The organism is Streptomyces sp. NPDC031265 (assembly GCF_055570295.1).
Genome location: NZ_JBVIHM010000021.1, coordinates 24110 through 44138 on the forward strand (window position 1 = coordinate 24110; position 20029 = coordinate 44138).

The 20029-nt window shown below is 73.4% G+C and carries 19 protein-coding genes; 5 read left to right on the top strand and 14 right to left on the bottom strand.

Going from position 1 to position 20029, the window contains the following annotated elements; all coding sequences use genetic code 11:
- Positions 1-141 precede the first annotated feature (141 nt).
- The 5 genes from ACZ499_RS27440 to infC form a co-directional block, all read right to left on the bottom strand.
- The gene (locus ACZ499_RS27440; protein ID WP_468678836.1) at positions 142-1266 is read right to left on the bottom strand and encodes a sensor histidine kinase; all 1125 of its coding nucleotides are present in this window, start codon (positions 1264-1266) and stop codon (positions 142-144) included.
- Positions 1267-1348: 82 nt separating this feature from the next.
- Positions 1349-2185 (bottom strand): TrmH family RNA methyltransferase, encoded by an 837-nt coding sequence (locus ACZ499_RS27445; RefSeq protein ID WP_468678838.1) that lies wholly within the window; start codon positions 2183-2185, stop codon positions 1349-1351.
- Positions 2186-2367: 182 nt separating this feature from the next.
- Positions 2368-2751: a 50S ribosomal protein L20 gene (rplT, locus tag ACZ499_RS27450; protein WP_003970214.1), complete on the bottom strand. Its 384-nt coding sequence runs from the start codon at positions 2749-2751 to the stop codon at positions 2368-2370.
- A 104-nt stretch (positions 2752-2855) separates the two neighbouring features.
- The gene (gene rpmI, locus ACZ499_RS27455; protein ID WP_362721830.1) at positions 2856-3050 is read right to left on the bottom strand and encodes a 50S ribosomal protein L35; all 195 of its coding nucleotides are present in this window, start codon (positions 3048-3050) and stop codon (positions 2856-2858) included.
- Between the two features lie 99 nt (positions 3051-3149).
- Positions 3150-3851, bottom strand: a complete 702-nt coding sequence (gene infC / locus ACZ499_RS27460) for a translation initiation factor IF-3 (RefSeq protein WP_468678841.1) — start codon at positions 3849-3851, stop codon at positions 3150-3152.
- 342 nt (positions 3852-4193) lie between these two features.
- On the opposite strand from infC, the gene ACZ499_RS27465 reads away from it, so the two are divergent.
- Positions 4194-4559 carry a DUF1844 domain-containing protein gene (locus ACZ499_RS27465; protein ID WP_371651416.1) on the top strand — a complete coding sequence of 122 codons (366 nt, stop codon included), beginning with the start codon at positions 4194-4196 and terminating at the stop codon, positions 4557-4559.
- Between the two features lie 93 nt (positions 4560-4652).
- On the opposite strand, the gene ACZ499_RS27470 is transcribed toward ACZ499_RS27465, so the two are convergent.
- From ACZ499_RS27470 to ACZ499_RS27480, 3 genes are all read right to left on the bottom strand, one after another.
- Positions 4653-5390: an SseB family protein gene (locus ACZ499_RS27470; RefSeq protein ID WP_468678843.1), complete on the bottom strand. Its 738-nt coding sequence runs from the start codon at positions 5388-5390 to the stop codon at positions 4653-4655.
- A gap of 90 nt (positions 5391-5480) precedes the next feature.
- Complete coding sequence (mycP, locus tag ACZ499_RS27475) at positions 5481-6686, bottom strand: type VII secretion-associated serine protease mycosin (protein WP_468678845.1); 1206 nt, start codon at positions 6684-6686, stop codon at positions 5481-5483.
- Positions 6683-7825 carry a hypothetical protein gene (locus ACZ499_RS27480; RefSeq protein ID WP_468678848.1) on the bottom strand — a complete coding sequence of 381 codons (1143 nt, stop codon included), beginning with the start codon at positions 7823-7825 and terminating at the stop codon, positions 6683-6685. Before ACZ499_RS27480 ends, mycP begins: the two co-directional genes overlap by 4 nt.
- Before the next feature lie 799 nt (positions 7826-8624).
- Between ACZ499_RS27480 and ACZ499_RS27485 the strand changes: the two genes are divergently transcribed.
- Positions 8625-9827, top strand: coding sequence for an amino acid deaminase/aldolase (locus tag ACZ499_RS27485; protein ID WP_468678849.1), 1203 nt, complete (start codon positions 8625-8627; stop codon positions 9825-9827).
- Between the two features lie 36 nt (positions 9828-9863).
- Here ACZ499_RS27485 and ACZ499_RS27490 read toward each other — a convergent pair whose 3' ends face one another.
- From ACZ499_RS27490 to ACZ499_RS27510, 5 genes are all read right to left on the bottom strand, one after another.
- Entirely contained in the window at positions 9864-10832 is a 969-nt protein-coding gene (locus ACZ499_RS27490) for a DUF2510 domain-containing protein (protein ID WP_468678851.1), read from the bottom strand.
- Between the two features lie 22 nt (positions 10833-10854).
- Positions 10855-12129 (bottom strand): haloacid dehalogenase-like hydrolase, encoded by a 1275-nt coding sequence (locus ACZ499_RS27495; RefSeq protein ID WP_468678853.1) that lies wholly within the window; start codon positions 12127-12129, stop codon positions 10855-10857.
- 102 nt (positions 12130-12231) lie between these two features.
- Positions 12232-13017 carry a 3-oxoacyl-ACP reductase gene (locus ACZ499_RS27500; RefSeq protein ID WP_361374954.1) on the bottom strand — a complete coding sequence of 262 codons (786 nt, stop codon included), beginning with the start codon at positions 13015-13017 and terminating at the stop codon, positions 12232-12234.
- A gap of 4 nt (positions 13018-13021) precedes the next feature.
- A complete protein-coding gene (locus tag ACZ499_RS27505) occupies positions 13022-14401 on the bottom strand; it encodes an aldehyde dehydrogenase family protein (protein WP_468678855.1) in 1380 nt (459 codons plus the stop codon).
- Between the two features lie 8 nt (positions 14402-14409).
- Positions 14410-15774: a glutamine synthetase family protein gene (locus ACZ499_RS27510; protein ID WP_468678857.1), complete on the bottom strand. Its 1365-nt coding sequence runs from the start codon at positions 15772-15774 to the stop codon at positions 14410-14412.
- Positions 15775-15852: 78 nt separating this feature from the next.
- Here ACZ499_RS27510 and ACZ499_RS27515 point away from each other — a divergent pair, with 78 nt between their 5' ends.
- From ACZ499_RS27515 to ACZ499_RS27525, 3 genes are all read left to right on the top strand, one after another.
- Entirely contained in the window at positions 15853-16578 is a 726-nt protein-coding gene (locus ACZ499_RS27515) for a FadR/GntR family transcriptional regulator (protein WP_468678860.1), read from the top strand.
- A gap of 207 nt (positions 16579-16785) precedes the next feature.
- Positions 16786-18243 (top strand): ethanolamine permease, encoded by a 1458-nt coding sequence (eat, locus tag ACZ499_RS27520; protein ID WP_468678862.1) that lies wholly within the window; start codon positions 16786-16788, stop codon positions 18241-18243.
- Positions 18244-18287: 44 nt separating this feature from the next.
- Positions 18288-19001, top strand: coding sequence for a gamma-glutamyl-gamma-aminobutyrate hydrolase family protein (locus tag ACZ499_RS27525; RefSeq protein WP_468678864.1), 714 nt, complete (start codon positions 18288-18290; stop codon positions 18999-19001).
- A gap of 6 nt (positions 19002-19007) precedes the next feature.
- Here ACZ499_RS27525 and ACZ499_RS27530 read toward each other — a convergent pair whose 3' ends face one another.
- The gene (locus ACZ499_RS27530) at positions 19008-19973 is read right to left on the bottom strand and encodes a LysR family transcriptional regulator (protein WP_468678866.1); all 966 of its coding nucleotides are present in this window, start codon (positions 19971-19973) and stop codon (positions 19008-19010) included.
- Positions 19974-20029: the final 56 nt, after the last annotated feature.

Here is a 20029-nt window from a genome sequence, read left to right on the forward strand (position 1 = left end):
CGTACTTCCGATTGGCTTGGCTGGGGGTCCCGCCACCGCGACAGCGACTGGGCCGCGCGACAGCACGGACACGAACGCGCCAAAGGTCGAGTCTAACGGGGTGGGTGAATGCGGATGCGCCCGTGGGCGGCCCGGCGGTCGCTACTGGAGGTAGGCCGGGGCGCTGACGGGCAGGATAAATCGGAACTCGGCGCCGCCGCCGGAGCCGCGGCCCACCGCGATCGTCCCGCCGTGCGCCTCCACGATGCCCTTGACGATGTAGAGGCCGAGGCCGGTGCCGCCGCGTTTGCTGCCCCGCCAGAAGCGGGTGAAGACACGGCCCATCGACTCCTCGGGGATGCCGGGGCCTTCGTCGCTCACGGTGACGGCCGTTCCCTTCTCGTCGTGCTCGTCGATGCGGACGGGCGCGGGTGCCACCTCGATGGTGACGGTTCCCTCGCCGTGGCGCACCGCGTTTTCCAGCAGGTTGCCCAGGACCTGGTCGATCTTGTCCGGATCCGCCCACAGATCGGGCAGCGGCCGCTGGATGCGGACGAGGAAGCGGTCGGGGGCCTGCCCGGCGGCGACATGTGCCTGGATGTGCCGGCCGACGGCGGCCGCTATGTCCACGGGCTGGCGGCGCACCTCAAGGCGGCCCGAGTCGATCCGGGAGATGTCCAGGAGCTCGGCGATCAGCCGGGTGACGCGGTTGGCGTCGGCGTCGACGGTCTCCAGCATCAGCCGCTTCTGGTCGTCCGTGAACCGCTCCCACTTGGCGAGCAGCGTCGCGGTGAACCCCTTGACCGAGGTCAGCGGCGAGCGCAGCTCGTGGGCGACGGTGGCGATCAGCTCGGCGTGGCTGCGCTCGGTGCGCCGCCGGGCCTCGGTCGAACGCAGGCTCACCACCACCCGGCGCACCGGGCCCATGGGGTGCTCGCGCACGTACCGCGCGGAGACCAGCACCTCGCGTCCGCCGGGCAGCAGCAGATTGCGCTCGGGCTGGCCGACGCGGATGGCGAGGCCGCCGTACGGGTCGGTCAGCTGCCACCAGCGGCGGCCCTTGAGGTCCTCAAGGGGCAGGGCGCGCTCCAGCTCCACGCCGAGCGCGTCGCGCTTGGAGACCGCGGTGATCCGGGCGGCGGCCGCGTTGAAGCAGATGACCCGGCCCTTCTCGTCGGCGACGACGAGGCCGTCGGGCAGGTCCTCGGGGTCTATCCCCAGGGCGCCCCGGCCGACGGAAGGGCACACCAGGGCGTTCTCACCGATGGTCCTCACGCCGACAGCCATCCCCGTATCCCACCTCTCCGAAGCGCACAGTGGGCCCCCGAGCCCGCCACACTACTAGCTGGAGGTGACGGTGCGGACCCCCTCAGCGAGGAGTGCGGATGCGCTGGGCCCGCGCCGAGGCGTACAGGCACACGGCGGCGGCGGTCGCCAGGTTGAGGCTCTCGGCCCTGCCGTGGATCGGGACGCGCACCACGGCGTCCGCGAGGGCGCGGGTCTCCTCCGGCAGGCCCCAGGCCTCGTTGCCGAAGATCCAGGCGGTGGGGCCGCCCATGGTGCCCGCGTCGAGCTCGTCGTCGAGGTCGTCCTCGCCCGCCCCGTCGGCGGCCAGGATCCGTACGCCCGCGTCCCTCAGCCCCTGTACGGCCTGCTCCACCGGCACACCGACGGCGACCGGAAGATGGAAGAGCGAGCCGACCGACGCGCGCACCGACTTGGGGTTGTACAGGTCGACGGAGGCGTCGGTGAGGACGACCGCGTCGGCGCCGGCGGCGTCCGCGCAGCGCAGTACGGTGCCGGCGTTGCCGGGGTCGCGGACGTGCGCGAGGACGGCGACGAGCTTGGGCCGCGCCTTGAGGATCTCCTCGAACGGCGAGTCCAGGAAGCGGCAGACGCCGACGAGCCCCTGCGGGGTGACGGTCTGCGAGACCTCGGCGAGCACCTCGTCGTCCGCGTAGTGCACCCGGGCCCCGGCGTCGCGGGCGGCGTCCACGATGTCCGCGTACCGCTCCGCCGCCTCGGCGGTGGTGAACAGCTCGACGAGCGTCGCCTCCCCGCCGACCCGGTGCTCCACGGCCTCCCGCACGGCCTGCGGCCCCTCAGCGATGAACAGCCGCTCCTTCCCCCGGAAGTTGCGCCGCGCGAGCCGCTTCGCGGCGGCGACGCGGGGGGAACGGGGGGAGATCAGCTCGGGCATGGGCATGTGCTCGCGGGGTTCTCTCTACGAGGGGGGCGGGGGCCTTGGCCCGAGGGTTGTCTGCGGGCCGGTGGGGGCTGGTGACGAACGGGGGTCCGGGGCCCAAGCCCCGGAAGTCACCCCAACGCACCCGGACCCGCAGGCCGATGGCCTGCGGGTCCGGTCCGGCTCAACAAGCCGTCAGGCGCTTACGCAGCCTTCGGCGCGTTGACGTCGCTCGGAAGCGCCTTCTGCGCGACCTCGACGAGCGCGGCGAACGCGTTGGCGTCGTTGACCGCGAGCTCGGCCAGGATCTTGCGGTCCACCTCGATGTTGGCGGCCTTCAGACCCTGGATGAGGCGGTTGTACGTCATGCCGTTCTGGCGGGCAGCGGCGTTGATGCGCTGGATCCACAGCTGACGGAAGTCGCCCTTGCGCTTCTTGCGGTCGTTGTAGTTGTAGACCAGCGAGTGGGTGACCTGCTCCTTGGCCTTGCGGTACAGGCGCGAACGCTGACCGCGGTAGCCGGAGGCCGCCTCGAGGATCGCCCGGCGCTTCTTGTGGGCGTTTACTGCCCGCTTGACGCGTGCCACTTGTTAACTCCTTGTAGCGGGGCCGTGGTTGGACTCACACGACCCGAAATCGAATAGGTCCCGGTCTCGACGTCCCGCCCCCGTCGACCGGAGGCGGAGGAACGTCACTTGCCGAGAAGCTTCTTGATCTTCTTGGCGTCGGCCGGAGCCAGGACGACCGTGCCCGTCAGCGAGCGGGTCTTCTTGGACGACTTGTGCTCAAGCAGGTGGCGCTTGCCGGCACGCTCACGGAGCACCTTGCCGGAGCCAGTGATCTTGAATCGCTTGCTGGCACCGCTGTGCGACTTGTTCTTCGGCATAGCGCCGTTATCTCCTCGTCAGTGGCGCCCCCAGCCGGTCCGGAGACCGGCGCGCGGGAGCGTCATATGTATCGGTAGTCCTGGGCGGGCTGCCCGGGATCAGGCCTCGGCGGGTTCCTCGGCAGACGCCTCGGCCGGCGCCTCGGCGACGGGCTCCGCGCCGGACTCCTCGACCTCGGCCTCGGCCTCGGCCTCAGCAGGCAGACCCTGGCGCTCCGCCTTGCGGGCGGCCTGCGCCTCGCGGGCTTCGGCCATCGCCTCGGTCTTCTTCTTGTGCGGACCGAGAACCATGATCATGTTTCGGCCGTCCTGCTTCGGGTTCGACTCGATGAACCCGAGGTCCTCGACGTCCGAAGCGAGACGCTGCAGCAGTCGGAAGCCGAGTTCCGGCCTGGACTGCTCGCGACCACGGAACATGATCGTGATCTTGACCTTGTCGCCCTGCTTGAGGAACCGGACGACGTGACCCTTCTTGGTGTCATAGTCGTGCGGGTCGATCTTCGGCCGGAGCTTCATCTCCTTGATGACCGTGTGCGCCTGGTTCTTGCGCGCCTCACGGGCCTTCATGGCCGACTCGTACTTGAACTTCCCGTAATCCATGAGCTTGCACACGGGCGGACGGGCGGTCGCCGCCACCTCGACCAGGTCCAGGTCGTACTCCTGTGCGAGCTCCAGGGCCTTGGCAAGCGGAACAATCCCGACCTGCTCGCCGCTGGGACCGACCAGTCGTACTTCGGGAACACGAATCCGGTCGTTGATGCGGGGCTCGGCGCTGATGGATCCTCCTCGGTAGCACCACACGACTGTCCGGCAGACAGCCGCGTATGTCTTCTCACTCGGACCAACCGGCGCGGCATATGAAAAATGCCCCGACGGGACACAGGCGGGGCTCCATGAACAACCGGAGCACCGCCGCGGTCAACCGCGGGGCGCACATCGGACGGCTCCATCGTCCGTACGGAACGATGGCGGCCGTCTGACCGGATGACCCGCCGCCCCGGAGGGCAGTCAGGTGGGAGATCGGAGCCTCCACTTGTGGGCCGGACACATGGGAGTGTCTGGCCGGTCGTTACACAAGGTTAGCAGGACACCGGCGCGGGGGCCAATCGTGCACACCCCGCCCCACCGCCTATCGTGTGGGGCATGAGTGAGACCTCCCCCCAGTCCCCCGAGACCACCGACTTCGACACCATGACCCGCGACATCGCGGAGGTCCCGGCCGTCGAAGTGATCGTCACGGTCGCCGTGAACCTGATGAGCGCCGCCGCGGTGAAGCTCGGCCTGACGGAGGAGGGCGACGAGCACAAGGACCTGGACGAGGCCCGCAAGCTCGTGCACGCGCTGGCCGGTCTGCTCGACGCAAGCACCACCGAGATCAGCTCGTTCCACGCCGCCCCGCTGCGCGACGGCCTGAAGTCGCTCCAGCTCGCCTTCCGCGAGGCGTCGGTCGTCCCGGACGAGCCGGGCCAGGGCCCGGGCGAGAAGTACACGGGCCCGGTGTACGGCTAGTCGCCGGCCCCTTCCGTACGCCTACGACGTTACGAAGTGAAGCGCCTCCGGAAGAACCGGGGGCGCTTCTTCATGTGTACGGACCGCCCGCGCTCAGCGCGTGAACAGGGGCTCGTTGGGCTGCGGGGCCGCGGCCGGGAGCAGGGCCAGGTCGAGGCCGCGGACGAGACGGGCGCGCAGCACCTCGTCGGCGGCGAGCAGCTCGACGACCCGGCGCGCGGCGTCGGCCGGCACCGCGCCGTCGGCCAGGACCAGGGCGAGCGTGCCGTCGGCGCTGCCAGGGCCGAGGTGGGCCCGCAGGACGGCCGGCTCGGCGGCGACCGCCGTGCGCACGGCCTCGACGACCGCCGGGTCGTCGAGGGGGTCCGCGCTGGTGCGCCCCTCGGCCAGGGCGAGCAGCGCCCCGCCCTTCAGCTCGTACGCGACGGGTCCCGCCAGATCGAGGACGACCGTGTCGGCGCGCTCGTGCGCGGCGGCCTGGAGCGCCTGGTGCAGCGGTACGGCGACGGGCCGCGCCTCCGGGTCCCACAGCGCGAGCGAGGCGAGAGAGGTGAAGGCGGGCAGCGCCTTGCGGTCGCCCGCGGTGAGCGTGGGCACCGCCATGTCGCTGGTCTTCTCCCGGCGCAGTCCGTTCTCGTCGGTCTCCACCTCGCCGAGCACCGCGACGACGGGGACGAGCAGCCGCGCGCCCTTGAGCGCGGCCAGGACGCGCGCCTGGGCCGCGCCGCTCCCCCTGTCCTCGGCCCAGGCGGCGAGCGCCGCCGTGAGTTCGGGGTCGGCGGTGCCGTCGTCGTCGGAGAAACCGGGGTCCGGGATGTTCTTGAGCGCCACGGCACGAGCCTAACCGGGGCCCGCCCCGGCCCCCGCACCAGGGGAATCGCCGACCGGGGCACAAGGCTGACGACGCCGAGGGGCGGCGCCTCAGGCTCCGGCGTGTTCGGCGGGGCGGCTGCCGCGCCACAGGGTGAGGGACGCGGTGAGGAGGAGGGCGCCGGCGGCCGCCGCGAGGGCGGCGAGCCAGTCGCCGCGGTGGTCGCGCTCCTTCTCCTTGTCGGGGCCCGCGCCGAAGTACGTGCGGGCGCGGCCGGTCGCCGTGTTCGTCCGTACCTCGGGCTTGAGGCGGGCGCCCTCGGCGAGGGCGGCGGCCGGGTCGACGCTGCCGTAGCCCCGGGCGTCGTCGCGGCCGCCCCGGGGCGCGTTGCGGGCGGTGTCCGCGAGCAGGGTCTTGATCTGGGCCGGGGAGAGGCCGGGGTGGGCCGAGCGGACCAGGGCGACGGCGCCGGAGACGAAGGCGGAGGCCGCGCTGGTGCCCCAGCCCTCGTAGTACTTGCGGTCCGGGTCCGCTATCACCACGCCCACGCCGGGCGCGGAGACGGTGGCGTACCAGCGGCGGGTGGAGAACGCGGCGTGCGTGCCGTAGCGGTCGACGGCGGCGACGGCGATGACGCCCGGGTAGGCGGCGGGGTAGGAGACGTGGTCGCCCTGTTCGCCGCCGTTGCCCGCGGAGGCGACGACGACGGAGCCCCGGGCGAGGGCGTACTGGATGGCGGCGTCCTCGGACGGCTCGGGGTGCGCGGAGGCGCTGTCGTCGCCGAGGGAGAGGTTGATGACGTCGGCGCCGTGGTCGGCGGCCCAGCGGATGCCCTCGGCGAGCGCGCCGCCGCGTGACTCGCGCGCCTTCTTGCGCGCCGGGTCGGTGGATTCGAGGATCACCCGGACCGGCAGGATCCTGGCTTCGGGGGCGATGCCGAGGACGCCGTCCTGGCCGCCGGGACCGTGTCCGTGGCCCGCGATGATCCCGGCCATGGCGGTGCCGTGCCGGGCCCAGTCGCGGCTGCCCCGGCCCGCCCCGAAGCCGACGAGGTCCTTGCCGGTGAGGACCTGTCCGGCGAGGTCGGGGTGGGTGGCGTCGACACCGGTGTCGAGCACGGCGACGGTGATGCCCTTGCCCTTGGTCGTCCGCCACGCCTGCTGGGTGTGCATGGCGGCGAGCTCCCACTGGCGGTCCCGGATGGAGTCCGCGTGCGCGGGGGCGGCGGGCAGGAGGAGCGCGAGGGCGGCGGCGGTGGCCAGGGCGGCCGCGCGGTACCGCCCGGCCCGGCGGGGAGTGGCCCGTGGGGTGGTCATGACGGCTTCTTCGTTCCGGTGGCGGCGGTCTTGCGCAGGGCCCGTTCCACCCGGTCCGCGATGCCCTTGGCGTCGTAGGTGAGCCCCGCCTCGACGGGTGCGTCCGTCGCGCCCTCGTCGAGGGCGCGGTCGGCGGGCTGGGGGGCGGTGACGGTACGGGCATCGGCGAAGCCGGTGACCGAGTAGACGACGACGGGGGCGTCGGTGAGGACGCGTACGGTCCAGCTCGCCCGCTGCCTGTCGCCGAACCTGGCGGCGGGGGTGCCCTTGACGGCGTACGGGCGCGGCATCAGGTCGTCGCGGTCACCGAGGGACTCGTCGCTGAACCGGGTGCGCAGCGCGGCCATCGCGTCGGCGTCGGCCTCGGTGAAGACGAGCCCGACGGTGGTGACGGCGGTGGAGGTGGCGTCGGTGTACGTGGCCCGCAACAGCCGTGCGCAGCCCACGGGTCGGAGCACCTTGAGCAGCAGCGGGTCAAGGGCCCCGGCGCACCCGGCGTCGGGCGCGACCCCGACGCGGGTCCAGACGCGGTCGGCGCCGCCCGGCCCGGCGCCGCCCCCGGTGATGGTCGGCGGGAAGAGGGTGTCCACGGGGGTGCTGTGCCACATCTCCCGGGCGGCGGTGTACCCGCCGCGCGCGTCCGTTCCCCCGGACCCCCCGCTCAGCCAGCTCCCGGCGGCGGCGCCCCCGAGCAGCCCGACCCCCAGCATGAGACAGACGGCGGCCGCGACGACCCGGCCACGGCGACGGGCCGCCGGCGCGGCGACGGGTATGGGCGGCACGGCGGGAACCGGTACTGCGGGAACCGGCATCGCGGGGTGCGGCATCGCGGGGTGCGGCATCGCGGGGTGCGGCATCGCGGGGTGCGGAACGGTCCCGGGGAAGGGCGGCGCGGCGGACCGGGGCGCGGGCACGGTGGGCTGCGGCGGCGTCGCGGGCCGGGCGGACGGGGCCACGGCGGGCTGCGGCGCGGGCACGGCGGCCGGGGGTGGCGTCGGCGGGGCCGGGGGCCGCGTCGGGGTGGGGTGCGGCGGGAAGGGCGGGCGCGCGGGCTGCGGAGACGTACGCGTCGGCGCGGCCGTGCGCGCCTCGGCCACCGGAGCCGTCGGGGGCTTCGCGGGTATGGGAGGCCGGGGCATCAGGGCCGCGTCGAGGAGGTCGATGGCCGAACGCGGCGGCCCCTCGGTACGAGCGGGAACGGCGGACCCGTCACCGTCCCCGGACGGGGAAGGACGTCGAGGCGCGGAGTCAGGCGCGCCACCGGACGACGCGCGCCCGGGCGCGGACAGCGCCTCCCCGGACGAGGCGGGACGCCGGGTCGCGGAAGCGGGCAGCGCGTCACCGGACGACGAAGCGCCTGCGGGCACCGACCCGGACAGCGCCTCCCCGGACGAGGCAGGACGCCCGGTTGCGAAAGCGGGCAGCGCGTCACCCGACGACGAAGCGCCTGCGGGCACCGACCCGGACAGCGCCTCCCCGGACGAGGCAGGACGCCCGGTCGCGAAAGCGGGCAGCGCGTCACCCGACGACGAAGCGCCTGCGGGCACCGGCGCCGACGGCACGGATTCGGACCGGGCGGGACGCCGGGGCGCCGGGGCGGACGGCGTGTGGCCGGGCCGGTGCGGGAGCCCGGGGGCCGGCGTCGTCGAGCCGTGCGGGTTCGGTGCCCGCGTGGGCCCGGCCGGGGACTCGTGGCCCGGCTCCCCCTCGGCGGGGCGGCGCGCCGCGGACGGGGGGCGTTGTGCGTCCGTGGTCAATGGCCCCCCTCGTACCCCTCGTGCGTGCGCTGCGGATCGGCTTGGCCGCAGGGCCGTTCGTCGCCGCGTGGTCGCTACTTTACGGGCTGGGGCCAGGGAGCAGGGCGGCGGTCCGCGCTCGGGGGATCTGCACCGACTCGTCCCCCTACCCCCGGGTAAGCCGTTCTGGCAGGCTCTGCGCATGACTCCCCGCGCCGCAGACCGGGCCCGGTACGACCGGGCCACCGCCCATCTCGACGCCCCGCTCGCGCTCGTGGACCTGGAGGCGTTCGACGCCAACGCCGACGACCTGGTCCGGCGCGCCCAGGGCAAACCGATCCGGGTCGCCAGCAAGTCCGTGCGCTGCCGGGCGCTGCTCGAACGGGTGCTGGCCCGGGACGGATTCGCCGGGATCATGTCGTTCACGCTGGCGGAGTCGATCTGGCTGGCCAGGGCCGGGTTCGAGGACGTCCTCCTGGCGTATCCGTCCGCCGACCGGGGCCGCTTCGCGGAGCTCGCCGCCGACCCCAAGCTCGCGGCCGCCGTCACCGTCATGGTCGACGACCCGGTCCAGCTCGACCTCATCGACCGGGCCCGGGACCGCGACGACCTGCCCGTACGGATCTGTCTGGAACTGGACACCTCGCTCCAGCTGTTCGGCGGGCGCGTGCGCGTCGGGGCCCGCCGCTCCCCGCTGCGCGAGCCCGCGCAACTCGCCGAGCTCGCCCGTGCCGTCGCCCGCCGCCCGGGCTTCCGTCTGGTCGGGCTGATGGCGTACGAGGGGCATGTCGCCGGGGTCGGGGACGACATCGCGGGGCGGCCGGTGCGGTCGCGGGCGATCCGGCTGATGCAGGCCGCCGCGCGCAAGGAGCTCGCGGCCCGCCGGGCCGAGGTGGTGCGGGCGGTCCGGGCCGTCGCGCCCGACCTGGAGTTCGTCAACGGCGGCGGGACGGGGAGCGTGCAGCACACCGCGGCCGAGGACGCCGTCACGGAGATCGCCGCCGGGTCGGGGCTCTATGTGCCACGGCTCTTCGACAACTACACGTCGTTCACCGGGCGTCCCGCCGCGCTCTTCGCCCAGCCCGTGGTGCGCCGCCCGGGCGTGGGCGTCGTCACCGTGCTCGGCGGCGGCTACCCCGCCTCCGGGGCGGCGGGCGTCGACCGGCTGCCCGTTCCGTACCTCCCGGAGGGGCTGCGCTACGACCCGCAGGAAGGCCCCGGGGAGGTGCAGACGCCGCTGCTCGGCACGGCCGCCGACGATCTGCTGATCGGGGACAAGGTGTGGTTCCGGCACGCCAAGGCCGGTGAACTGTGCGAGCGGTTCGACGAGTTGCAGCTGGTGGAGGGCGACCGCGTCACCGCGACCGTCCCCACGTACCGGGGCGAGGGGCGCACCTTCCTCTGAGGACGACGCGGCCCCTTGAACAGGCCTCGCGGTTGTTCACAGCGCCGGCGCCGGGGGCGCCACGCTGCTGCCCACCCCGCCGCTCCCCTGGCCGCCGAGGACCCGGATCCCCGCCGTGATCCGGTCCAGCACGGCGAGCGGCGGGGCGCCCTTCACCGCGTCGAAGGCGAAGCGGACGATGATCATCGACTCGCTGCCGACGCTCGACGGGAAGGCCAGCGACTGTACGTAACCGCCGGGCCCCGCCCCCGTCTTGACGCTCCAGCGCACCACGTACCCGGTGCGCCCGGCGACCACCACGGACGCGGACCTCACCTCGCGGTGCGAGACGATCCCGCCGTAGCGCTGACGGCCGAGGGCGTCCTTCTCGAACGCGGCGTCGGCCGCGTCCGCGATGTCGTGCTTGGCGAGGGCCTCGGCGGTCTTGAGGTCGGTGCCGGTCGGCGTACGGGTGTTGACCGTCGCGTGGTGGCAGAACGCGCCCGAGTCGCCCGGGCAGTCGAAGGTGTCCTTGGTCTGCATGGTGGGCAGGCCGTCGATCCTGGATTCGGCCTTCTCCCAGCCCGGCAGGACCGGCAGGGTGATGCCGTTGAGCTGGTCGACCAGGAGGTTCGGGTCGTCGCTCGCGGAAGCCGCAGGCGACGGGGCCGCGGTCGAGGGGGCCGTGCTCTGCGTCGGCGAGGCGGTCGTCCGGGTCGCGCCGCCGCCCGGCGCCGCGTCGGCCGCCGGTCCCCCGTCGTCCTCGTTCAGGACGATCACCCCGGCCACCAGCGCCGTGACGAGCACCGCGGCGGCCACGGCCACGGCGACCACCGGGCCCCGGCCGCGCGGCCGGGGCTGCGGGGCGACGGGCCCCAGGCCCAGGGGAACGGTCGGCGGCGCGGGCGGCACCGCCGGCTGACCGGCGGCCCTGGTGTGCCCGGTCCAGGCGGTGCCGTCCCACCAGCGCTCCAGCACGGGGGTGCCCGGATCCGGGTACCAGCCGGGCGGTGTCGTCATGCTCATCGGGCCACCCTAAAGCGGCGGTTCAGCCGCCGTACACCGTGTCCTTCTGGTCGGGCACGACCGAGCCGTCGGCCCGGCGGACCGGCGCGGCGGTGCCGTCACGGTCGGTGTACGCGGTGCTGGCGCACGGGTAGGCGCCGCTCTTTGGGCCCTTGGGCTGGATGAACATGGGGTTGACGATCCAGCGCCCGTCGCCGTTGTCGTACGCACGGCACATCAGCTCGTTCTTGTTGCGGTTCAGGACGAGCCGCAGCCCGGTCGCGTCGCGCAGGAAGGAGACGTCCGTGTCGGAGTCGCCGGCCGCGAACACCTGGCGCCGCGCGGCGGGCTGCACCCGCTCGGCGGCCGCCCCGCGCACCCCGAAGACCTCCTGGTTGATCCAGCACCGCTTGCCGTCGATGTACGTGATCATGGCGTCCTCGCCGTCGGCGACCGTGCCGCAGCCCTTGAGGTGCGGGGTGAGCCGCCCGTGCGCGGTGACCGGCCGGATGCCGATGGTGTGGTCCGGCGCGACGCCGGCGCCGCCCGCCCACTCATCGACGACCGGCTCGGGGGACGCCGAGGTGATCCAGACGTCGAACCCGGCCTTCTGGAGCGTACGGATCAGATCGCGCTGCTGGTCGTAGTAGCGCACCCAGCCCGTCACATGGGCCGTGCCGACCCGCTGCTCGGTGCCGGTCGGCGCGGCCAGGTTCTCGGCGCGGGCGGCCCGGGCGAAGGAGCGGACGTCGGCGGTGCGCCAGCCGCTCATCAGCTGGGCGAGCCAGGCGTACTGCGGCTCGACGGTGCGCCGGTCCCAGCCCGCGAAGGCGGTGGCCCCGCCCGTGGTCTTCCCGTCCCCGTAGACCGTGCGTATCTCGTCGGCGCAGCGGGTGTCGGTGGCGGTGGGCAGGGTGGTGCCGCGGGCGGCCGGGCAGGCGGTGGCGAGTGCGGTGGCCGCCTGGCCGGTGAGGTAGCGGCTGGTGGTGTGCCAGTCGCCGTGCTGCGGGCGGCGGATCCTGGAGTGGCGCAGCATCCAGTACATCGTGGCGTCGCCGACGTCGTTCTTGACGACGGTGTTGTCCCAGTCGAAGACCGCGACGGGCTTGTGGCCCTTGGCCCGGGCCGCGCCGTCGCACTTGCCGTAGGTGTCGACGAGCTCCTGGAGGCGGGCCTTGTTCTGCCCGTACCAGCCCTGTGTCACGGTGAGTTCGGGGCACGCGCCGGTCCGCGCCTGGGCGGCGGGGGCGGCGGCGAAGGCGCTGCCCGCGATCGCCAGGGCGGCGGCCGCGGCCTGCCAACGACGTGCACTGCGCATGAACACTCCTGTCACAAACGGAAGATCACCGGGGACGGTGGACAGAACAGCCGGGCGTCGTGCGACGCCCGGCTGTCGGGAGGATGGGGTACGGGTGAACGCCTAGAGCGGCGTCACGTACGCGCCGGAGATTCCGCCGTCCACCAGGAAGTCGGTCGCGTTGACGAACGAGGAGTCGTCGCTGGCCAGGAACGCCACGGCGGCGGCGATCTCGTCGGCCTCGGCGAACCGGCCGAGCGGGATGTGCACCAGGCGCCGCGCGGCCCGCTCCGGGTCCTTGGCGAACAGCTCCTGCAGCAGCGGGGTGTTGACCGGCCCCGGGCAGAGCGCGTTGACACGGATGCCCTCGCGGGCGAACTGCACGCCCAGCTCGCGGGACATGGCGAGGACGCCGCCCTTGGACGCGGTGTAGGAGATCTGCGAGGTCGCCGCGCCCATCCGGGCCACGAAGGACGCGGTATTGATGATCGACCCCCGGCGCTGCTCGCGCATGTACGGGATGGCCGCCTTGCAGCACAGGTACACGGAGGTCAGATTGACCTCCTGGACCCGCTTCCAGGCCTCCAGACCGGTCTCCAGGATGGAGTCGTCGTCGGGGGGCGAGATACCGGCGTTGTTGAAGGCGATGTCGACGCTGCCGTAGGTGTCGTACGCGGCCTTGAAGAGCGCGTCGACCTGCTCGGCGTCGGTGACGTCGACGCGTACGGCGAGTCCGCCGACCTCGTCCGCGGCCTTCTTGGCGGCCGCCTCGTCGATGTCGCCGCAGACGACGTGGGCGCCCTCGGAGGCGAGCCGGCGCGCGGTCGCCAGACCGATGCCGCTGCCGGCTCCGGTGATGACGGCGGTACGGCCGACCAGGCGGCGGCAGACGTTGTTCGCTTCGGTCATGTGCTCAGGCCTCCGTGCTGATGAAGACGTTCTTGGTTTCGGTGAAGGCGGCGAGTGCGTCCGGGCCGAGTTCACGGCCGAGGCCGGACTGCTTGTAGCCGCCGAAGGGGGTCCAGTAGCGCACGCTGGAGTGCGAGTTGACGGAGAGGTTGCCGGCGGCGACGGCGCCGGACACGCGCAGTGCGCGCCCCACGTCACGGGTCCAGATCGAGCCGGACAGGCCGTACTCCGTCGCGTTGGCCAGCCGTACGGCGTCGGCCTCGTCGTCGAAGGGCAGGACGACGGCGACCGGCCCGAAGACCTCCTCGACCGCCACGGGGGCGTCCGGCGCCGCGCCGGTGACGAGCGTCGGTGCGAACCAGAAGCCGGGGCCCTCGGGGGCGGTGCCCCGGATGCCCGGCAGGTCGCCGGGGACGTACGCGCGCACCCGCTCCAGCTGGGTCCGCGAGATCAGCGGGCCCATCTGGGTCTTCTCGTCGGCCGGGTCGCCGACCACGACGGACTCGATGCCGGGGGCGACGAGCTCCAGGAAGCGGTCGTAGACCGGGCGCTGGACGAGGATGCGGGTGCGGGCGCAGCAGTCCTGGCCGCTGTTGTCGAGGAAGGACATGGGGGCGGCGGCCGCAGCGGCCTCGACGTCGGCGTCCGCGAAGACGATGTTCGCGCTCTTGCCGCCGAGTTCGAGGGTCACCCGCTTCACCCGCTGGGCGCACTTGGCCATGATCTGCTTGCCGACGCGGGTGGAGCCGGTGAACACGATCTTGGCGACGCCGGGGTGCTCGACCAGCGCGTCGCCCGCGACGGCGCCCGCGCCCGGCAGCACCTGGAAGAGGTGCTCGGGCAGGCCCGCCGCCAGGGCGAGTTCGGCGAGCCGCAGGGCAGTGAGCGGGGTGGTCTCGGCGGGCTTGAGGATCACCGCGTTGCCGGCCGCCAGCGCGGGGGCGGTGCCCCAGGCGGCGATCGGCATCGGGAAGTTCCAGGGCGCGATGACGCCGACGACACCGAGCGGTTCCAGGATCGTGATGTCCAGGCCGCCCGCGACCGGGATCTGGCGCCCGGTCAGACGCTCGACTCCCCCGGCCGCGTAGTCGAGCAGATCGCGGACGTTGCCCGCCTCCCAGCGGGCGTTGCCGATGGTGTGCCCGGCCTCGCGCACCTCCAACTGGGCGAGCTCTTCGAGGTGTTCGTCGACGGCGGCGGCGAAGCGGCGCAGCAGCCGGGCGCGGTCGGCGGGGGCGAGCGCGGCCCACTTGGTCTGCGCCCGCGAGGCCCGCGCGACCGCCGCGTCCACGTCTGCGGCGGTGGCGGCGGGGACGGTCGCGATGACCTCCTCCGTCGCCGGGTTGAGCACCTGGTGCTCGTGCGGGTCGTACGTGTCGGACAACGGGAGCCTCACAGGCGTTCGAAGGAGCGGCGGAGCTCCCAGTCGGTCACCGCGGCGTCGAAGGCGTCCAGCTCGACGCGCGCCATGTTGCGGTAGTGCGCGACCACCTCGTCCCCGAAGGCGGCCTTGGCGATGGGGCTGTTCTCCCACAGCTCGGCGGCCTCGCGCAGGCTGGTCGGGACGTGCTCGTAGTCGCCGGTGTAGGCGTTGCCGGTACAGGCGTCCGGCAGTTCCAGCTGCCGCTCGACGCCGTACAGGCCCGCGGCGACGAGTCCGGCGACCGCGAGGTAGGGGTTGACGTCGCCGCCGGGCAGCCGGTTCTCGAACCGCATCGAGCGGCCGTGGCCGACGACCCGCAGTGCGCAGGTGCGGTTGTCGTGGCCCCAGGCGGCGGCGGTGGGCGCGAAGGAGCCGGGCTGGAAGCGCTTGTAGGAGTTGATGTTCGGCGCGTACAGCAGCGAGAAGTCCCGCAGTGCGGCCAGCTGGCCCGCGAGGAAGTGGCGCATCAGCGGCGACATGCCCTCGGGCCCGTCGCCCTGCATGACGTTGCGGCCCTCCTCGTCGGTGAGCGAGAGGTGGATGTGGCAGGAGTTGCCCTCGCGCTCGTTGTACTTCGCCATGAAGGTGAGCGAGACGCCCTCCTGGGAGGCGATCTCCTTGGCGCCGGTCTTGTAGACGGCGTGCTGGTCGCAGGTGACCAGGGCCTCGTCGTAGCGGAAGACGATCTCGTGCTGGCCCGGGTTGCACTCGCCCTTGGCGGACTCGACGGTCAGGCCCGCGGCCGCCATCTCGTTGCGGATGCGGCGCAGCAGCGGCTCGATCCGGCCGGTGCCGAGCACCGAGTAGTCGATGTTGTACTGGTTGGCCGGGGTCAGGCCCCGGTAGTCGGCGTCCCAGGCCTGCTCGTAGCTGTCCCGGAAGACGATGAACTCCAGCTCGGTGCCTACCTGGGCGGTCAGGCCGAGCTCGGCGAGCCGGTCGAGCTGGCGGCGCAGGATCTGGCGCGGAGCGGCGACGACGGGCGAGCCGTCGTTCCAGGCGAGGTCCGCGATGAGCAGCGCGGTGCCCTCGTTCCAGGGGACGCGGCGCAGGGTCGCGAGGTCGGAGTGCATGGCGAAGTCGCCGTACCCCCGCTCCCAGGACGACATGGCGTAGCCGTCGACGGTGTTCATCTCGGGGTCGACGGCGAGGAGGTAGTTGCAGCCCTCGGTGCCGTGTGCCACGACCTCGTCGAGGAAGAATCGTGCGGCGAACCGCTTGCCCTGGAGCCGCCCTTGCATATCGGGGAACGCCAGGACCACAGTGTCGATCTCGTCGCTCTCTACGAGGGCGCGCAGCGCCTCGATGTCGAGCGGGGGTGTGCGGTCTGCCACGGGAAAAGCCTCCTTCGGTCAGCCGAGAACCCATAAGGTATTGCCGAGAACCATTGCTTGGGAAGGGGGTGCGGCCAGATGTCGCAACCGGATTCCTCGGACCGGCTCGCGCCGGTACTGCGGACCGTACGGGCCGGCAACGGCTTCGAGGAGGCACTGGAGCAGATCCTCCAGGTCGTACGCCTGGGGCTGGTGCCCGGTGGCGAACGGCTGCCGTCGGAGCGGGAGTTGGCCGAGCGCCTCGGCATCAGCCGGGTGACGCTGCGCGAGGTCCTGAAGGTGCTGACCGACCAGGGCCTGGTGGAGGCGCGGCGCGGCCGGTACGGCGGAACGTTCGTGCTGCCCAGGACCGAGTCGCCCGGCGAGGACGAGCTGCGGCGCCGGGTGGCCGGGGTCGACGTGGAGGACGCGCTGCGCTTCCGCGAGGTCCTGGAGGTGGGCGCGGCCGGCCTTTGCGCGGCGCACGGGCTCACCGACGAGCAGGCCGACCGGCTGCGGGACGCCCTGGCCCGCACCCATGACGCGCCGCTCGGCGACTACCGCAGGCTCGACACCCTGCTGCACCTCACCCTCGCCGAGCTCTCCGGCTCGGCGACGCTGACCGCGCAGTACGCCGCCGTCCGCGCGACCGTGAACGACCTGCTGGACTGCATCCCGCTGCTGGTACGGAACCTGGAGCACTCCCAGCGCCAGCACACCGCGCTGGTCGAGGCGGTGCTCGACGGGGACGCGGACGGGGCACGGGAGATGATGCGCGAGCACTGCGCGGGGACGGCGGCGCTGCTGCGGGGCTTCCTGACGTGACGGGGGCGGACCCCGGGGCCGGGACGCGGCTCGCGGCACCCCGGCCGTGGCCGCGCCGACCGGCCGTTTACCGCGACGTAACGCAGGGGGCTTGATTTCCGGCCGTCAACACCGCAAAGGTATGGCCCCAGTCCTTTGAGCCCGCCGCTCTGCCCGGCGCCGCATCGCCGTGCCCTGCGTGCCACCGTCCAGTTCGGGAGCCGCGTCATGACCATGGAGTCCACGGAATCCGCCAAGCCCGCCGCCACCGCCGAACCGGCGGACGACTACCTGGAGCGCCGTACGCTCCGCCGCGGCAGCGCAGGCTGGCTGCTGCTGACCGGCCTCGGCGTGGCGTACGTCGTCTCCGGCGACTACTCCGGCTGGAACTTCGGCCTCGCCGAGGGCGGCTTCGGCGGCCTCGCCATCGCCATGGCCCTGATGGGCCTGATGTACGTCTGTATGGTCTTCTCGCTCGCCGAGCTCTCCTCCGTCCTGCCCACGGCGGGCGGCGGGTACGGCTTCGCCCGGCGCGCGCTCGGCCCCTGGGGCGGCTTCCTGACCGGCACAGCCATCCTCATCGAGTACGTCCTGGCCCCCGCCGCGATCTCCATCTTCATCGGTGACTACGTGGAGTCCCTGGGCCTGTTCGGCCTCACCTCCGGCTGGCCGGTCTACCTCGCCTGCTTCGTCGTCTTCATCGGCATCCATCTGTGGGGCGTCGGCGAGGCGCTGCGGTTCAGCTTCATCGTGACGGGCGTGGCGGTGGTGGCCCTGCTGGTCTTCGCGGTCGGCGCGTTCCTCGACTTCGACGCCTCCAAGCTCGACGACATCGCCGTCCACAGGGACGCGGTCGGCGCGAGCTCCTGGCTGCCGATGGGCTTGATGGGCATCTGGGCGGCGTTCCCGTTCGGTATGTGGTTCTTCCTCGGCGTGGAGGGCGTGCCGCTGGCCGCCGAGGAGACCCGCGACCCCGCCCGTACGCTCCCCAAGGCGATCCGCTGGTCCATGGGCATCCTGGTGGTCCTGGCCCTGCTCACCTTCTTCGCCTCGGCGGGCGCCCGCGGCTCGGCCGCGATCCAGGACGCGGGCAATCCGCTGGTGGAGGCGCTCCAGCCGGACGGCAAGGCCACGGCGCTGAGCCGGATCGTCAACTACGCGGGCCTGGCAGGGCTGGTGGCGTCGTTCTTCTCGCTGATCTACGCGGGCTCGCGCCAGCTCTTCGCCCTGTCCCGGGCGGGCTATCTGCCGCGCTTCCTGTCCCTGACCAGCCGCCGCAAGGCGCCCTACCTGGGCCTGCTCGTCCCCGGCGCGATCGCCTTCTCGCTGGCGGCCGCGACCGGCGACGGAGCGCGGATGCTGAACGCCGCGGTCTTCGGCGCCACCGTCTCGTACGCACTGATGTCGCTTTCCCACATCGTGCTGCGCCGCCGTGAGCCGGACCTGGAGCGGCCCTACCGTACGCCGGGAGGAGCGCTGACCTCCTCGGTCGCGCTGGTCCTCGCGTGCGCGGCGCTGGTGGCCACGTTCCTGGTGGACGTGGTGGCGGCGCTGATCGCGCTGGGGGTGTACGCGGTCGCCGTCGCGTACTTCGGCCTCTACAGCCGCAAGCACCTGGTCGCGCGGGCACCCGAGGAGGAGTTCGCCGCGCTCGCGGCGGCGGAGGCCGAGCTGGAGCGCGAGTGAGTGTCCAGGCAGTTCGGGATCGGCAGCACGAGAGGGAGAACGCGGTGGGACGGCCACTGATCGGTGTCAGCACATATCTGGAGGGTTCGGTGCGCTGGGGGGTGTGGGACTGGCCCGCCGCCCTGCTGCCCGCCCACTACCCGCGCCTCGTCAGGGCCGCGGGCGGCCTCACGGCGATGCTCCCGCCGGACGACCCGGAGACGGCCGCGGAGGTGGTGGCCCGGCTCGACGGCGTGGTCATCGCGGGCGGCCCGGATGTGGAGCCGGTACGGTACGGGGCCACTCTCGACGCCCGCACCGGGCCGCCCGCGCCGGAGCGGGACGCCTGGGAAACCGCCCTGATCGAGGCCGCGTTGGCGTCCGGGACGCCACTGCTCGGCATCTGCCGGGGGATGCAGCTCCTGAACGTGGCGCTCGGCGGCACGCTCGTCCAGCACCTGGACGGGCACACCGGCGGCCACGGCGTCGTCGGCCGCCACACCGTGCGCCCCGTGCCCGGCACGCGCTACGCGGGGATCGAGCCGTACGAGGCGTCCGTGCCGACCTACCACCACCAGGCCGTGGACCGCCTCGCGGACTGCCTGGTGGTGTCGGCCCGCGCCGAGGACGGCACCGTCGAGGCGGTCGAACTGCCGGGCGAGGCCTGGGTGCTCGGCGTCCAGTGGCACCCGGAGATGGGCGAGGACACCGAGGTGATGCGGGCGCTGGTGGCGGCAGCGGGGGCCCGGACGGCGGTGCCGGTGCCCTGGGGGCCCTGAGGGCCCTCAGCCCGTCCCCGTCCCCTTCCCCGTCCCCTTCCCCGGCCCAGACCGCGTCAGCGACAGCAGGTCGCGGGCCGGGCCCGTGGGGCGGTGGCCGGTGCGCCAGACCGCGCGCAGATCCCGGCGCAGCCGCAGCCCGTCCAGGGGGATGCGGACCAGGCGGCGGCCCGCCAGCTCCTCCCCCAGAGCGAGTTCGCTCAGGACCGAGGGACCCGCGCCGCTCACCACCGCCGCCTTGACGGCCGTGGTGGAGGCGAGCTCCAGGAGCGGCCGGGCCACCCCGCCGTGATCCGCGAGCGCCGCATCCAGGACCTGCCGGGTGCCCGAGCCCTCCTCGCGGAGGATCAGCGGGGTCGCGGCCAGTTCGGCCGCGCCGAGCGGGGTGCGGCGCCGGGCCCACGGGTGGGAGGGCGCGGTGACCACCACCAGGCGGTCGTGGCCGATCACGGCCCCGTCGAGCCCGGCCGGTACGGTCAGGCCCTCCACGAACCCGAGGTCCGCCTCGTCGGAGAGCAGCCGCTCGGCCACGAACACCGAGTTCCCGGCGAGCAGCGAGACGGCGGTGCCCGGTCGTTCGGCGCGCAGCGCGATCAGCCAGCCCGGCAGCAGATATTCGGCGATGGTCATGCTCGCGGCGACCCGGAGCCGCGAGTCGCGCCGCCCGCGCAGCGCCTGCGCGCCCACGTCGAACGCCTCGGCCGCCTCCACCACCCGGCGCGCCCAGTCCGTCACCAGCGCGCCCTCGGCGGTCAGCTTGGACCCGCGCGGCGAGCGGTCGACGAGGGCGACGCCGAGGTGCCGCTCCATCGAGCGGATGCGGCTGCTCGCGGCGGGCTGGGTGATCCCCAGATCGCGCGCGGCGCGCCCGAGGCTGCCGTGCCGGGCGACCGCGATCAGCAGCTCCATCGCGCTCAGGTCGGGCACCCGCTTCGACAGCGGACCGGCGTCCTCCGCACTGCTCATACTCATAAGCCCAGCTTATGTCCCCATAGGGAGATCCGGTCTGGTGACCCCCCTCGGACCGG